At 69.5% G+C, this 14,967-nt stretch carries 12 protein-coding genes and 1 pseudogene; 10 read left to right on the top strand and 3 right to left on the bottom strand.

The window, feature by feature from the left end; all coding sequences use genetic code 11:
- The first annotated feature begins 28 nt into the window (after positions 1 to 28).
- From JK361_RS34505 to JK361_RS34475, 7 genes and pseudogenes are all read left to right on the top strand, one after another.
- The gene (locus tag JK361_RS34505) at positions 29 to 550 is read left to right on the top strand and encodes a DUF1990 domain-containing protein (protein WP_201825952.1); all 522 of its coding nucleotides are present in this window, start codon (positions 29 to 31) and stop codon (positions 548 to 550) included.
- A 320-nt stretch (positions 551 to 870) separates the two neighbouring features.
- Positions 871 to 1,305, top strand: coding sequence for a hypothetical protein (locus JK361_RS34500; RefSeq protein WP_236054032.1), 435 nt, complete (start codon positions 871 to 873; stop codon positions 1,303 to 1,305).
- Complete coding sequence (locus JK361_RS34495) at positions 1,302 to 1,709, top strand: hypothetical protein (protein ID WP_372448770.1); 408 nt, start codon at positions 1,302 to 1,304, stop codon at positions 1,707 to 1,709. The genes JK361_RS34500 and JK361_RS34495 overlap by 4 nt, the downstream gene beginning before the upstream one ends.
- 15 nt (positions 1,710 to 1,724) lie before the next feature.
- Positions 1,725 to 5,289: pseudogene (locus tag JK361_RS42465) on the top strand (putative T7SS-secreted protein).
- Positions 5,286 to 6,080 carry a hypothetical protein gene (locus JK361_RS34485; RefSeq protein WP_201825949.1) on the top strand — a complete coding sequence of 265 codons (795 nt, stop codon included), beginning with the start codon at positions 5,286 to 5,288 and terminating at the stop codon, positions 6,078 to 6,080. The pseudogene JK361_RS42465 and the gene JK361_RS34485 overlap by 4 nt, the downstream one beginning before the upstream one ends.
- A 232-nt stretch (positions 6,081 to 6,312) precedes the next feature.
- Positions 6,313 to 6,687, top strand: coding sequence for a hypothetical protein (locus tag JK361_RS34480; protein WP_307787387.1), 375 nt, complete (start codon positions 6,313 to 6,315; stop codon positions 6,685 to 6,687).
- 78 nt (positions 6,688 to 6,765) lie between these two features.
- Positions 6,766 to 8,022 (top strand): DUF1266 domain-containing protein, encoded by a 1,257-nt coding sequence (locus JK361_RS34475; protein ID WP_201825947.1) that lies wholly within the window; start codon positions 6,766 to 6,768, stop codon positions 8,020 to 8,022.
- A 584-nt stretch (positions 8,023 to 8,606) separates the two neighbouring features.
- On the opposite strand, the gene JK361_RS34470 is transcribed toward JK361_RS34475, so the two are convergent.
- Entirely contained in the window at positions 8,607 to 9,491 is an 885-nt protein-coding gene (locus JK361_RS34470; protein WP_201825944.1) for an RpnC/YadD family protein, read from the bottom strand.
- A 33-nt stretch (positions 9,492 to 9,524) separates the two neighbouring features.
- Positions 9,525 to 9,938 (bottom strand): ATP-binding protein, encoded by a 414-nt coding sequence (locus tag JK361_RS34465; RefSeq protein WP_201825942.1) that lies wholly within the window; start codon positions 9,936 to 9,938, stop codon positions 9,525 to 9,527.
- Positions 9,939 to 10,144: 206 nt separating this feature from the next.
- On the opposite strand from JK361_RS34465, the gene JK361_RS34460 reads away from it, so the two are divergent.
- A complete protein-coding gene (locus JK361_RS34460) occupies positions 10,145 to 10,996 on the top strand; it encodes a helix-turn-helix domain-containing protein (RefSeq protein ID WP_201825940.1) in 852 nt (283 codons plus the stop codon).
- Between the two features lie 3 nt (positions 10,997 to 10,999).
- The gene (locus tag JK361_RS34455) at positions 11,000 to 11,218 is read left to right on the top strand and encodes a DUF397 domain-containing protein (protein ID WP_201825938.1); all 219 of its coding nucleotides are present in this window, start codon (positions 11,000 to 11,002) and stop codon (positions 11,216 to 11,218) included.
- Positions 11,219 to 11,377: 159 nt separating this feature from the next.
- Here the strand turns inward: JK361_RS34455 and JK361_RS34450 are convergent, their stop codons facing one another.
- Complete coding sequence (locus JK361_RS34450; RefSeq protein ID WP_201825936.1) at positions 11,378 to 13,996, bottom strand: glycosyltransferase family 1 protein; 2,619 nt, start codon at positions 13,994 to 13,996, stop codon at positions 11,378 to 11,380.
- 333 nt (positions 13,997 to 14,329) lie between these two features.
- On the opposite strand from JK361_RS34450, the gene JK361_RS34445 reads away from it, so the two are divergent.
- Positions 14,330 to 14,967, top strand: a 638-nt coding sequence (locus JK361_RS34445; RefSeq protein WP_201825931.1) for a maltotransferase domain-containing protein, incomplete at its 3' end; no start/stop codon positions are given.

Here is a 14,967-nt window from a genome sequence, read left to right as displayed (position 1 = left end):
TCCGGGTGCCGCCCTACCCTTGTGACCCATGTCCTCGGCGCCCTTCACCTACGAGCCGGTCGGCGCGACCCGCGACGATCCGACCTTCTGCCCGCCCGGCTTCCACCCCATGCTCGTCCGCACCCGCCTCGGCGAAGGCCGGGAGGTGTTCCAGCGGGCCGCCGAGGCGGTCCTGACCTGGGAGATGCACCGCGCGCTGGGCGTCGGCATCGACGCCACGGCCGACCGTGCGGCCCCCGGGGTCGATGTCACGGTCACCCTGGCCGGCGTCATCAAGGCCCCCTGCCGCATCATCTGGACGGCCGAGGAGCCCCGCCGCGCCGGATGGGCCTACGGCACCCTCGAAGGCCACCCCGAGTGCGGCGAGGAGGCCTTCGTGGTCGACCGCACCGGAGACGGCACGGTCTGGCTCACGGTCGCCGCGTTCAGCCGCGCCGCCAAGTGGTACGCCCGCGCGGGCGGCCCGGCGACCCGCGGCCTGCAACACGCCTACGCCCGCCGCTGCGGAACGGTCCTACGAAAACTGTGCGCCGACCTGTCCGAGGCATGACCCTCCTCCCCCGCCGACAGCTGTGCCGCCCCGGGCGTCCGTGACTGCCGCACGGAACTGCGCTTCGGGGCCGGAAACGGGGCATGCGATGCCGTCTCGCCCCGTGCGCACAGGTCGACTTTCGGTCGTCCTGCTCACCTGGCCTCCCGCTCGCGTTGCGATCCAGAACACGCCGATGTGATGATCCGGCCGTGGACGAGCACGGGGGCGACGCCGGACCCGCGTCGCAAATACCAAGGTCACGACTGTACGAGTACACGCACCTGGCCCATACCGGCCAGCGGAACGCGCCGGCGCCGGAGGCCTCCGAGGGCACCGGTTTGCCCGAGCGTGCGGCAACCCGGTCCGACGCCTCGAACGCCACCGAGCGAAGGCGCCGGGCGTTCGCGGTCCTGCTGGGCGAGTTCCGCCGCACCCCGGTCCTGGTGCCGCTGGGCGACGGTCCGGGCCCGGACACCGAACGCGGCCTGCTGACGGCCGACTTCAACGGTGTCCGCTTCATCCTGGCGTTCTCCGACGAGCAGGCGCTGGCCCGTTACGCGGTGGCGCGCGGTGAGGCCGCCCGGGAGTGGCGGTATCGGACGGTCCTCGGCGCGCGTCTGCTGGACGCGGCCGTTCCCGCGGCGGGGGTGCCGTGCGGGGTGGCGCTGGACTGTGCGGACGGTGCGGACGGGATGGTGTTTCCGCCGGTGCGCGGGGTCGTGCCGGACGAGGTGGCGGTGGACGTCGACGGCGGGGCGGGGGACCTGGCATGAGCGGGGGCGGGGGGAAGGACCTGGCGACGGAGGGGCTCGGTCTGATCGCGAAGGGCCTGACCGACGCGCTGGCCGAGCTGAGGGAGCTGGGCATGGTCGGCACGGCCGGGGCCGGGCGGGGTTTCTCCGACATCGCGCTGTCCGGGCTGGAGCTGGGGCACGAGGGCCTGACGGACGAGTTCACGTCGTTCTGCGATCGCTGGGAGTGGGGGGTGCGGTCGCTGATCGACGAGGGCAACGGGTTCGCCGAGAAGACGGGCCTGGCGGCGGGCACGTACTACGAGACCGACCAGTACGTGGAGGCATGTGACCAACTCGCTGCTCGGCGGCGGCGAGAGACTCCTCGACGGCGGCAAGAAACTCCTCGGCGAGGGCGTCGACTACACCACCGACAAGATCGGTGACGGTTTCTGGACTACGTGGGGGCGCACAAATGGGCCGACGTGGTGGAGGACTGGGCTGACGGGGTCGCCTCCGACCTGGGCGCGACGCCGGGTGAGCAGCAGCTCGGCGAGACCGACGAGGCCGACGAGCTCGTCCACGGCAGCCCGTCGAAGATCCGGGCCAGCGCCAAGCACTTACGGGACTTCCACGCCGCGTTCGACAAGGTCGGCCGGGGGCTGAAGAAGGTCGACTCCTCCGGCTGGAAGGGTGAGGGCGGTGACGCCTTCCGCGAGAAGTTCGGTGTGCACCCAACGAAGTGGGCACAGGCCGCGCAGGCCTGCACGACTGCCGCCGGGGCGCTGGAGTCCTACGCCGACACCGTGCAGTGGGCGCAAGGACAGGCCGAGGAGGCCGTGGCGCTCTACAACAAGGGCGTGAAGGCGTCCAAGGACGCCTTCGAGACCCACCGGCAGAAGGTGGAGTCGTACAACGCCAAGGCCGAGGCGGGCGAGGAACCCGGCCCGAAGCCCGGGCCGTTCGAGGACCCCGGCAAGGCCGACGTGCGGTCCGCTCACCACAAGCTGGCCGAGGCCCGCAAGCAGCGCAACACCGCCGCCTCCGAGGCCCAGGGCAAGGTCAGGGCGGCCCTGGCCCACGCGCCGGCCGAGCCCCCGCCCCTGGACCGTCTCGGCAGCAACCTCGAAGACGGCTTCCAGGGCGCCGCCACCGAACTGACCCATGTGGCGGGCGGCGCGCTGAAGGGCACGGCCGGCCTGTACAACTTCGTCCGCGGCCTGAACCCGATGGCCCCCTACAACCTCACCCACCCGGCCGCCTACCTGCAGAACGTCAACATGACACTGGCCGGCCTGGTCTCCACCGTCTCCCACCCCGAGCGCGCCGTCCAGGCATCCGTGGACGGCTTCAAGAAGGACCCCTCGGAGTTCTTCGGCCGCATGTTCCCCGAGATGGCCGGCACCAAGGGCGCAGGACTGGCCAGGGGCGGACTGCGACTCGGCCTGAAGGAGGGAGCGGAGGGACTCGCCGAACAGGGGATGCGTAAGACCGCCCGGAACGCGGTCGAAAAAGACGCGGAGGACGTCTCGCGGCGCCCGCTCGAGAAGGTCTGCGAGAAGGACCCGGTCGACGTCGCGACCGGCCGGATGGTGCTGCCGGCCACCGACGTCTCCCTGCCCGGCACGCTGCCCTTCCTGGTCAAGCGCCAGTTCGAGTCGTCGTACCGGCTCGGCGGCTGGTTCGGCCCGGCCTGGTCCTCCACGCTCGACCAGCGCCTGGAGATCGACGTGGAGGGCGTCGTCTTCGTCGGCGAGGACGGAGTGACACTCGCCTACCCCCACCCGGCCCCCGGGATACCGACCCTGCCCAGTCACGGCCCACGCTGGCCACTGGACCGCACTGACGACGGCTACACCCTCACCGACCCCGAGTCCGGCCAGGTACGACACTTCACCGACCGCTCTTGCGGCCTGGCACTCCTGGAACAGCTCGACGACCGCAACGGCAACTGGATCACCTTCGAGTACGACGCTGCGGGGACACCCTCGGCCATCGTCCACAGCGGCGGTCACCGCCTGCTGCTGTCGACCGCCGCCGGCCGTGTCACCGCCCTGCACCTGGCAGGCGCGGCCCCGGACGGCACCGACCAGGAGCTGACCCGGTACCGCTACACCGACGGCCACCTCACGGAGGTCGTCAACTCCTCCGGCCGCCCCACCCGTTTCGGCTACGACGAAGACGGCCGCATCACCTCCTGGACGGACACCAACGGCAGTCACTTCACCTACGTCTACGACGACGAGGACCGGTGCACCCACCAGTCCGGTGCCGCCGGCCACCTCCGCTCCACGTTCACCTACGGCCCGGCCGACCCGGACACCGGCGAGCACACGACGACCATCACCGACTCCCACGGCCACACCACCCACTACCTGATCAACCGCCGCTGCCAGGTCATCGCCGAGACGGACGCCGTGGGCGCGACCACGCACTACGTCCGCGACCGCTACAACCGCCTGCTGTCGACGACAGACCCCCTGGGCCACTCGACCACCTTCGAGTACAACGAGGCGGGCAACCTCACGCGGGTGACCCGCCCGGACGGCCGCGAGTCGAAGGCGGAGTACAACGACCTCGGCCTCCCAGTGAAGGTGGTCAACCCCGACGGCACGGTGGTTCGCCAGACGTACGACGACCGGGGCAACCGCACGTCGGTCACGGACCAGGCAGGCCAGACGACCCTCTTCACCTGGACAGAGGCCGGACACCTGACGTCGGTGACGGACCCGCTGGGCAACACGACGCACGTCCTCTGTGACCGCGTGGGCCTCCCCGTGGAGGTGACGGACCCACTGGGCGCGACCACCCGCTACGCACGGAACGCCCTCGGCCTCCCGACCGCGATCACCGACCCCACCGGCGCCACGACCCGCCTGGAGTGGTCGACCGAGGGATGGCTGACCCGCCGCACGGCCCCCGACGGCACGACCGAGACCTGGACGTACGACGGCGAGGGCAACTGCACCAGCCACACCGACCCGATCGGCGGAGTCTCGTCCTTCGACGGCGGTGCACGCGTCGGGCTGGACGGAGCGGTACGCATACGACGAGGCGGGCAACCAGACGGAGGCGAACTGGCCGTCGGACCACCCGGGCGGCGAGGCAACGGGCCCCCGCTCCTACGTGGGAACCCGCATCACCCGAGCCGGCAACATCCGCTACGAACACGACGCCCTGGGCCGCATCACGCTCCGCCAGAAGACCCGCTTATCGAGGAAGCCGGACACCTGGCGCTACGAATGGGACGCGGAGGACCACCTAACCTCGGTCATCACCCCGGACGGCACCCGCTGGCGCTACACCTACGACCCCCTGGGCCGCCGCACGTCAAAGCTCCGCATGGCGGACGACGGTGAAACGATCGTGGAGCGGGTGGACTTCACCTGGGACGGCACAACACTCTGCGAACAAACCACAACGTCCGAGGACCTCCCGAACCCGGTCACCATCACCTGGGACCACCAGGGCCTACGCCCCCTGACCCAAACCGAACGCATCACACCCCTACGCTTCCCAGGCCAGTACTACGACCCGGAAACGGGCCTCCACTACAACTACTTCCGCCACTACGACCCAGATGCCGCCCGCTACCTCACCCACGACCCGCTCGGGCTCACTCCCGCGCCCAACCCCACGGCCTACGTCCACAATCCGCACACCTGGACCGACCCTCTGGGGCTCTCTCCGTGTTCGCGGTCCGCGTGGGCCGAAAAAGCTGACTTTTCCAGCCAGAAGGTCATGAGTAAGAAGTTTCACGCGCATGCGAGTGACTTCTTGGACGCTCCAGGCAATCTGAACAAAGCCAATCTGAATCGATTCGAAGAGTCCATGCGCGAGCATATGACCGATAGCGACACTAAGGTTTATCGCTTCAACTACAGGAATCAGGGGCCAGCCATCGGCTTCATTGACCCGGCATCGCAGAAGATGGTAATGCTTCACTCCGACGGCAGGTTCTGGTCGGCTTGGAAACTGGGGGACAAGCAGTTCCAAGGCATCGTCGACAAAGGATTTCTGTGGTGACGTATTCAGGAGAAGAACTAGCAGATGTCGCGGCCCTCCTGGGTGACGACCTGACCTTCAACCCGTACTGGCTTCATGACAAGACAGTGACTCCAGTCTCGGTGGGTACGCAGCTGGACGCCGCCCTGAGCCGCCGGGTGACGGCTGGCAGCCGTGCCGTCGGAGCCTCGCACGTCGTCTGCGCTGAACTCGCCGGCACCGGCGCGCCAGTGATCCGAGCGATCCAACTTCCCGTGTGGGCGGACAGAGCTGACATTGGCCCACCGTCACTCCTGTGGACGCCCCGGCGAGATGGGGCCGTCCTTTTCCCGGAGCCGGGCTACGTTTTGGTGGCTGGGACTGCCACTTTCATGTCCGCGGCTGTCGGTGAAGGCGTCGACGCGGCACGGGCACGTTTTGGTCGTCAGGCACGCGCCCTCGCGGACCGGCACCCGTCCCTGACGGTAACGGCAGCCTCCTACCCGCCAGCGCACTCGGCGTGGTCTCATCCGGCTGAGGTCGACCCACAGAGTTCGGCAGCGCGTCAACTGGCGCTACTGAACGATTTCGCGCAGGCCAATCTGCCCGCACCGGACTTCGCTCATGGCTGGTGGGAGGCCCGACGTGCCTCCCAAGCAAAAGGCGAACGAGTCCAAGGGCCCCTAGCGGAACTGTTCGACCAGGTCTTCATGACTCTCGAGGACTACTCGGTCGATCCCGATCTTGCCGAGCCAGGAGATCTGTCCGACGCAGAACTGCGAGCAGCGGTTGACGATATCTGGACCGCATTCAATCGAGCGGAAAATGCTTAGTGGCCCAATCCCACCCGACGCGAACGGCCTCACGGGCCGGTCACCGATGGTGACTTCGACTGCTTCGGCACCCGGCTCCCGGCCGACCCGCACCCCAAGGCAACCGGCGTCGCTCCCCCGCCCACAGGCGACCTCAACTACATCAAAAAGTGACACCTTTTCCATCCGGGTGCTGTCCGCGCCGTCCGCATCCGGAGCCGTAGCGGGCGAGGGCGCCATCGGGTGCATCACGGTGGGAGACTTCGAAGAGACCTTTCCCATGGATCTGACTTATTGGGACGTGGGGCAATATCAGACAAGCTGGGCCCAGTCCCTGAGAGTGCTTGAAAGCGAAGACGATGCCACATCGTGTCTCATTTCATCCATCACGGACCCAGCGAACATCAACTTCATTTTCTGCTGGCCCCTCTACAGGTCCGGGGATAACGCCCATGTTCAGAACTCGATCATTTTCCTCGAAGATCTGGCAGAAGAATTCGACCCCTCCGAGCCTTGGCGCTTTATGGAACCTCGATCCACAGTCGACGAAGAGGGGCACGAGGTATCTGAATGGCAGACAAGAATCAGCCAAATCGGAAGATTCGGCAAGATGCCGTCCGCCGAGTGACGATACCAACGACCTGTAGAGCGGGAGCTATCATCACAGTCCGCAACAGTGTGACTTCGACGAGAGGGTAAGGATTCCGTGACGTTCGGTCCGCCGCCTGGTGGTTTTCCCCCACCCCCGCCCTCCGCCTGGACCCCTCCGTCCGAGGTCGAGCCGGCGCTGTTCGAGGCGAAGTCGCGTGAGGACTGGGCGGCGTATTTCGGGACGCTCGCGCATAGCAGGCTGTTCTTCGAGATACAGAAGGACAAGGCGGATGCCACACCCAGCGCGACGTACGCCGTCTTCGGGTACGACCCGCGCGTCGCCGGCGGGCGGATCTGGGCCGTGTACACCGAGGGCATGCTGCCCGCGCCGGAACCCCACCGGGTGTTCGACTGGAACTACCTGGAATGGTTCGCCAAAGTGTGGCAGCCGACCGATCCACCGGTGATCGTCATCAGCCCCGGAAGTCCTTGCGAGGCATTCCTCCCTTCGGCGCCCCCGCACTCGGCGGCGTGGGCCCGGTACGGGGAGCAGGCTCCCGCCCAGGAGCAGTCGCCGCGCCTTCGCACTCTTCGTATCGGCGGCCCCCTGTACGGCCCCGCCGCCCACGGCCTCGCCTGTGGGGCCCTCCTGTGCGTGAACAACGATTCCTTCTGGAACGGCATGGCCTCGCACGGCGAGGGCTATCCCAGGGAACGAAAACAGTTACGGGAGTGGTGGGGCATCACCAGTCGCGAGGAGTGGCTGTCCGCTCTCAATGGCCTGCTCGCCGCTGAATCCCACAGCAGGGTATGGGACTTCGCCATGGGTCTGCGCCGCACCATCGCCCGGGACTTCGGCGGACATGTCGACGTGGGGTACTGGAAGCAGTCCGTGGCCAACGTCATCCGCGCGAACTCCCAGGGCTCCGCCGTGGTCACTGAGGACGGCGTCACCAAGACCGAACCCCGGCCCGAGTCCGAGGTCGAGGCCGGTATCGAGGGGGTGCAACGACTCATCGGGCGGATCACCCGCTACGAGGCCCGTATGCGCGCCGACGGTGTCCTGGGTGAAAACCAGTACGTCTCGTCCGTCGCCGCCTGGGATCTCGGGCGCGCCTCGAACATGGCCCGGTGGGGGCTCGCGGCCCGTTTCGGGACCTTGAAGGAGGCCGAGTCCGCCGTCATCCAGGCCGGGCGGGCCTCCGCCTTGGCCTACAAGTCGTGGCAGGACTTCGCCGCCGGCTTCATCCTCGGGCGCTCCCTCCACTTCGACGAAGAAGAGTTCGGCAGCTGGTACCAGAACATGGTCAAGGCCCACCGCATCCTCGTGTCCGGCCCCGGCAGCCCCTGGCTCAACATCCCCTTCCGCTGATCAGCCCCCATCCCCGCGATCGCGGACTATTTGGCAGATCCGTGCCACACGTCATGGCGTCCCCAGTCCCCTGCCAGCGGGTTTACCCCTCCCCCTCTGGCACACATCTGCCAATCACCACTGCCCTCCATCCACGAGCCGCAAGCCGCCACCGGACTCGGCGTGCCCGGGCGACCGGCTGCTGCGCACCGGCACGTCGTTCCCGTGAGGCGCGGCCCGTGCACCGCCACCCACCGGCCGCACCCCGCCATGCCCACCCGCGTCCATGCGAGACGCGACCGCGCACCCCCACTGCCCGTGGTCCGCTGAACGCCCCCGGCGTCCATGCGAGACGCGACCGCGCCTCCTCCGCCTACGGCACGCCCTCGGCCCACCCAAGGGCCCGGTGCCGGGCTGGGCCACCGCCCTTCCGGGCCGCTCGCTCGCTTCTTCCCCCGTGCTGGAGCGGGCCGGGTCAAGGGTGGCCCGGAGGGCCATCGCCGAAGGCGACGCGGGAGTGGAGCGCAGCGGAACGGGAGCGCCCTTGACGCGGCTCGCGGAAGCACGACACTGGCCGAGAAGCGAGTGGCCCAACGGTCACCCGTTCACTCCCCGGTGAACAGCTCCCCCGCCTCCGTGGCGTGCACCGCCCGCTGAGCCCAGGCCTCCAGCTGGTCCAGGTCCGTGCACGCTTCGACTCGCTCACGGACAGCGTCGGGCACTGGAATGCCGCGCCATTGCAGGACGTGCAGGATCATCTCAGCCTTGGCCTCCGCCCGCCCCTGCTCTCTCCCCTCCTCGCGCACCTGCTCCGCCAGTGGGTGTCGCCAGAAGTACTGGATCGCCGTCATCAGGTCCCTCCACATCTGCTTCGCCTGGGGGTCGGCCAGGCATGAGTCGACGAACTGCACGAAGACCGCGGCACTGTCGGGGTCGATGGTCCGCAGGGCGGATGCCAGGGACTCCAGTATGGCCGGGGCCTTCGGACCACGCCCGTGTGTCATGGCCGACAGCACTGCGAGAGGTACGTCCCGCTCCGCCTGCCGCTCGTCCGCGATCACCGGCACGTTGTCCGGGCCCAGCACCAGCGGACGCACCGTCAGCGAGTCCCAGCCCGGGAAACCGAGCCGGATCGGCCGCGAGGCCCATTTCGCCGTGGCACTGCTCTGTGTGATCACGATCAGCACCGGCTCGCATCGGTACTTCTCGTACAGGTAGGACAGGTAGTACGGCCAGCTGCCCCGCTTCCGCTCGTCCGCCTTCCCCTGGGACTCGACCACCAGCAGGTACGTGCCCTCGTCCGTCTCCGCCCGCAGCAGCGTGTCCACCCGCCGTTCCACCGGTTCGATCTCGGTGAGGTCCACGTTCAGCGCCGCGATCTCCCGCGGTTCGGGGAACGGCACGTGCAGGACCTTCTGTAACGCCCTCGTCAGCAGCGCCGGGTCCTTCTGGAAGATCCGGTGCAGCGCCTCGTGCGACGAGCCGACCATCAGCTCTCCTTTCCGTACGACGTGATCAACGAGCTACGCCGCCGCAAGTTCGCACCACACGAATTTCCCCCGGTCCCCGAAACGCGCCGACGGCTGCCAGCCCCACCCGTCGGCACACGCCCGCACCAGGCCCAGACCCCGCCCCTCCTCCTCCAGCCCTGCGGCCAGGCCCGGCATCCGGGGCGGAGGGGGTGGCGCCGGGTCCGTGTCCCACGCCCCGATCCACACCACCCCCTCCCGGGTCCGGCGCACCCTCAGCGCCGCCGGCCCCTTCGTGTGCCGCACGGCGTTCGACACCAGCTCCGTCGCCAGCAGCTCCGCGGTGTCCACCAGGCCGATCAGCCCGTGCAGCGTGAGGATGAGGCGCAGGGTGCGGCGGCATACCGTCACCGCTCTCAAGTCGTTCGGGATGTAGAGCGTGTAGTCCCAGGGCTCGTTTTCGGGCATGCGTCAGCAACTCCGTTCGATGACAGGGGATTTCGCACGCGCGGTGGCCCCGCCGCGGGTGCCGTGGCAGAGCGGCGAGGTGCACTTCCGCTGTGCAAGCGGTACGTCACCGACGGTAGACATTAGAATTAAGGGCAAGCAAGCCAGTCCCGTAATCTGAACACGAACGGGTCACGACGGCACGTGCGTTGCAGCGAGGAGCACCGATGGGCACCAAGCGCGAACCCACCGCGCGACAACTGCGGCTGGCCGTGGAACTGCGCAGGCTTCGCGAGGCAGCGGGGCTCAGCTCCCGGGAGGCGGCTGCGATGCTCGGCGTGAACTCCGTTCAGATCAGCCAGATCGAGGCCGGCACCTCAGGAGTCAGCGAGCAACGCCTGCGTCGGATGGCGGGCAACTACGCTTGCCGGGACCAAGAGTTGATCGACGCCCTGGCCGCAGTCGCCTCCGATCGTACGCAGGGCTGGTGGGAGGAGTACCGGGGCCAACTACCGACGCCCTTCCTCGATCTGCCCGAGTTGGAGCACCACGCCACTTACCGATGGGATGTGGAGTTCCTGCACGTTCCAGGGCTTCTCCAGACCGCCGATTACGCCCGGCGTCTCTTCTCCTACGTCAACCCGGAGTTCTCGGGCAGCGATGTGGACCTCTGGGTCGAGCATCGGATGAAGCGCAGGGTCATCATCGAGCGTGCGGAACCTGTCCCCTACGAGGCAGTGATCCACGAGGCGGCTCTGCGGATCAGGGTCGGGGACCGCCCCACGGCACGCGGTCAGCTCAACCGAGTCCTGGAACTCTCCGAGTCCGACCACGTCACCGTGCGTGTCATCCCCTTCGACCTGGACGACTTCGGCGGTGCCGGTAGCGCCATGGTCTATGCGGGTGGCCCGGTGCCCAAGCTGGACACTGTTGTCCGTGACGGCCCGAACGGTCCCGTCTACATCGATGCCGAGGCCCAGCTCAGCCGGTATCGAACGCTCTTCCGTAGGGTGGAGGCAGCATCACTCGAACCTGATCGCTCGCGTGACTTCATTCACCGCCTGGCGAAGGAGCTGTGAAACATGCTGACCCCCGGCACCTGGCAGAAGTCCTCCTTCTCCGGCGGCGGGCAGGGAGACGCCTGCGTGGAGGTCGCGAAGGGCCCCACCCACATAGCCGTCCGTGACTCCAAGGACCCCGCCAGAACGCCCCTCACCTTCCCCGCCACCGCCTTCGCCCCCTTCCTCCAGGCCCTGAAGGGCGCCGGCACCTCCGGCCCCGGAACGCACCACGCCTCCTGAACCGAAGGTGCCTCCCGGCCCTGAAGGGCGCCGGCACCAACTCCGGAACGCACCACGCGTCCTGAACCGAAGGTGTCCCCCGGCCCTGAAATGCGCCGGCACCTCCGGCCCCGGAACGCACCGCGCGTCCTGAGCCGAAGGTGCCTCCCGGCGCTCATCTCACCGCAGCAGCATCCCGGCCCCCTCCACCACCTCCTCCGAGGGCACCGTCACCAGGCCCAGTTCCGCGGCGGAGGCGAGGAGGCGGTGGGTGGGGAGGATGCGGACCGTGTAGCCGTAGGGGCCGGTGCGGTCCAGGGAGAGGGGGCCCTCGTAGACGAGGCGGCCCTCGAGGTCGGGGGTGCCGGTCGGTTTGAGGGGGACCACCGTCGCATCCGTGATGCGGTCCTCCGCGTCCACCCGGCCGGACACCGCCTGGACCTCCACGTCGTCCGGGGTCAGCGAGCCGAGGGCCACCCGGACGCGCAGGCCGACCGTCGTGCCCAGCTCCGCCGTCGCGGTCGTCGCGGTCGTCTCGACGTGGTCGACGCTCACCCCCGGCCAGGCGCCCCGCACCCGGGCCTTCCACTCGGCCAGGTCCCGCGCGGTGTCCGGGGCCAGCGCGCGGTGCGCCTGGGCGGCGGGGGCGTAGAGCCGGTCGACGTACTCGCGGACCATGCGGCCGGCCAGCACCTTCGGGCCGAGCAGGGACAGGGTCTGGCGGACCATCTCGATCCACCGGTCGGGCAGCCCGCCGCGCCCGCGCTCGTAGAAGCGCGGCGCGATCCGCTGCTCCAGAAGGTCGTACAGGGCCGCCGCCTCGATGTCGTCCCGGCGGTCGGGTTCGGTGGCGGCGCCGTCGGCGGTCGGGATGGCCCAGCCGAAGTCCGGCTGGAACCATTCGTCCCACCAGCCGTCCAGCACCGAGAGGTTGAGGCAGCCGTTGAGCGCCGCCTTCATCCCGCTCGTGCCGCACGCCTCCAGGGGCCGCAGCGGGTTGTTCAGCCAGATGTCACAGCCCGGGTAGAGCTTCTGCGCCATCGCCATGCCGTAGTCGGGCAGGAACACGATCCGGTGCCGCACACGCGGGTCGTCCGTGAACCGCACCAGCTCCTGCACCAGCCGCTTGCCGCCGTCGTCCGCCGGGTGCGCCTTGCCCGCGACCACGAGCTGCACCGGCCGCTCCTCGTGCAGCAGCAGCTCCATCAGCCGGTCGCGGTCGCGCAGCATGAGCGTCAGCCGCTTGTACGACGGCACCCGGCGCGCGAAGCCGATCGTCAGCACGTCCGGGTCCAGGACCCCGTCGATCCAGCCCAACTCCGCGTTGGCGGCGCCACGTTGCCGCCAGGAGACACGCAGCCGCTCCCGCACCTCCAGCACCAGCTGTTCGCGCAGGGTACGGCGCAGCTCCCAGATCTCCTGGTCGGGGATGTCCGCGACCGAGTCCCAGCGCTCGGAACCGCCGACGGACAGCGCGTCCTCGGCCCGCTGGGCGCCGATCTGCCGGGCGCCGAGCCGCAGCACCTCCGGCGCCACCCAGGTCGGCGCGTGCACCCCGTTGGTCACGGAGGTGATCGGCACCTCCTCGGCGTCGAATCCCGGCCACAGCCCCGCGAACATGCCCCGGCTGACCTGCCCGTGCAGCAGCGACACCCCGTTGGCCCGCTGGGCCAGCCGGAGCCCCATCACCGCCATGTTGAACAGGTTCGGTTCGCCGCCCGGGTAGGTCTCCATGCCCAGGGCCAGGATCCGCTGCACGTCGATGCCGGGGAGTTCGGCGTCCAGGCCGAAGTGCCGGCCGACCAGCTCCCGGTCGAAGCGGTCGATGCCGGCCGGGACCGGGGTGTGCGTGGTGAACACCGTCCCGCCCCGCACGGCCTCCAGCGCCGAGTCGAAGTCCAGTCCGTCGGCGCACAGTTCGGAGATCCGCTCCAGGCCGAGGAACCCCGCGTGCCCCTCGTTGGTGTGGAACACCTCCGGCACCGGGTGCCCGGTGAGCCGGCAGTACGTCCGCACGGCCCGCACACCTCCTATACCGAGCAGCATCTCCTGGAGCAGCCGGTGTTCGCTGCCGCCGCCGTAGAGCCGGTCGGTCACCCCGCGTTCGCCGAAGTCGTTCTCCTCCACGTCCGAGTCGAGCAGCAGCAGGGGCACCCGGCCGACCTGCGCCAGCCAGATCCGGGCGCGCAGCGCCCTGCCGCCCGGCAGCGCGAGCGAGACCCCGGCCGGAGTGCCGTCGGGCTCCTTCAGCTGGGTGAGCGGCAGCTCGTTGGGGTCGAGCACCGGATAGTGCTCCTGCTGCCAGCCGTCCCGGGACAGGGTCTGCCGGAAGTAGCCGTGCCGGTACAGCAGTCCGACCCCGATCAGCGGGACCCCGAGGTCGCTGGCCGCCTTCAGGTGGTCACCCGCGAGGATGCCGAGGCCGCCGGAGTACTGGGGGAGCGCGGCGGTGATGCCGAACTCCGGGGAGAAGTAGGCGACGGCGGCGGGCAGGCCGCCCGACTGGGACTGGTACCAGCGCTCGCCGGTCAGATAGTCGTCGAGGTCGTCGGCGACCGCGGTGAGGCGGCGCAGGAACCGCCGGTCCCCGGCCAGCTCGGCCAGCCGCGCCGGCCGCACGCTGCCCAGCAGCCGTACCGGGTCGCCGCCGGCCGCGGCCCAGGCCTCGGCGTCGACGGACTGGAACAGGTCACGTGTTTCCGCATGCCAGGACCAGCGCAGATTTCGCGCCAGGTCGCTCAGCGGCCGGAGGGGGTCGGGGAGAACGGGACGGACGGTGAACCGACGGATCGCCTTCACATTCCTACCTCGGGACGCGTTGCGGTGAGACGCACCGAGCTGTACGTCTCGTCGTCGCCTCCGACGGTAGTGGTTACCGCGCGGTCGGTGGGGACGTGCCCGCCGGGGTGTCGGAGGGTGCGTCAACACCCGGTCACCGGGCACCTGGAAAAAGGGACCGGTCTTGTGCGTAGACATACGCGTGGGTAGTTAACAAAGTGCCGGATTGCCCACCCGAACCGGGTGGGAAGGCTCCTCCGGTACACACCCCACAGGCGCACCACAGCACTGCCGCAGGACCCACCTCCCCACATCCATCCGCCCACACCCACGTTGAAGCGGACAGGAGCGGTCATGCCCGCCACGCACCATTCGTCAGCACCCCCGACAAGCAGCACGAGCAAGGCAGCAGGCAGGAAGACCACGGGCAGGAAGGGCGTGCCGCCGTCCGGCGCCGCCGCCGAGCCCGTCGCCGGGGAGCGGTCCTCCCCGGACGCGGCCACCACCGTGGGCCGCATCCCCGTCCTCGACGTACGTCCCGTGGTCCAGCACGGCCGCAGGCCCGCCAAGGCCGTGACCGGGGAGTCCTTCGAGGTGTCGGCCACCGTGTTCCGGGAGGGTCACGACGCCGTCGCGGCGAACGTGGTGCTGCGGGACCCGGAGGGCCGGGCCGGCCCCTGGACGCCGATGCGGGAACTCGCCCCCGGCACCGACCGCTGGGGCGCCACGGTCAGCGCGGGAGAACCCGGGCGCTGGACCTACACGGTGGAGGCGTGGTCGGACCCGCTCACCACCTGGCGGCACCACGCCCGGATCAAGATCCCGGCGGGGATCGACAGCGATCTGGTCCTGGCCGAGGGCGCCCAGCTGCACGAACGTGCCGCCGCCGGGGTCCCGGAGGAACACCGGCGGCCCGTCCTGGGCGCGCTGGCGGCCCTGCGCGACGAGAACCGTCCGGCCGCCTGGCGGCTCGCCGCCGCCCTGGCCCCGGA

This window comes from Streptomyces musisoli (assembly GCF_016741855.1).
GTDB classification, from domain to species: Bacteria; Actinomycetota; Actinomycetes; order Streptomycetales; family Streptomycetaceae; genus Streptomyces; species Streptomyces musisoli.
Note: the sequence above shows the minus strand (reverse complement) of the source record. Positions and strands in the feature narration are given on the sequence as shown.

Bases quoted from the DNA above. Each gene is read 5' to 3' on its own strand.
- JK361_RS34465 (WP_201825942.1), bottom strand. From the start codon at position 9,938: ATGCCCGAAAACGAGCCCTGGGACTACACGCTCTACATCCCGAACGAC.
- JK361_RS34460 (WP_201825940.1), top strand. From the start codon at position 10,145: ATGGGCACCAAGCGCGAACCCACCGCGCGACAACTGCGGCTGGCCGTG.
- JK361_RS34495 (WP_372448770.1), top strand. From the start codon at position 1,302: ATGAGCGGGGGCGGGGGGAAGGACCTGGCGACGGAGGGGCTCGGTCTG.
- JK361_RS34455 (WP_201825938.1), top strand. From the start codon at position 11,000: ATGCTGACCCCCGGCACCTGGCAGAAGTCCTCCTTCTCCGGCGGCGGG.
- JK361_RS34470 (WP_201825944.1), bottom strand. From the start codon at position 9,491: ATGGTCGGCTCGTCGCACGAGGCGCTGCACCGGATCTTCCAGAAGGAC.
- JK361_RS34505 (WP_201825952.1), top strand. From the start codon at position 29: ATGTCCTCGGCGCCCTTCACCTACGAGCCGGTCGGCGCGACCCGCGAC.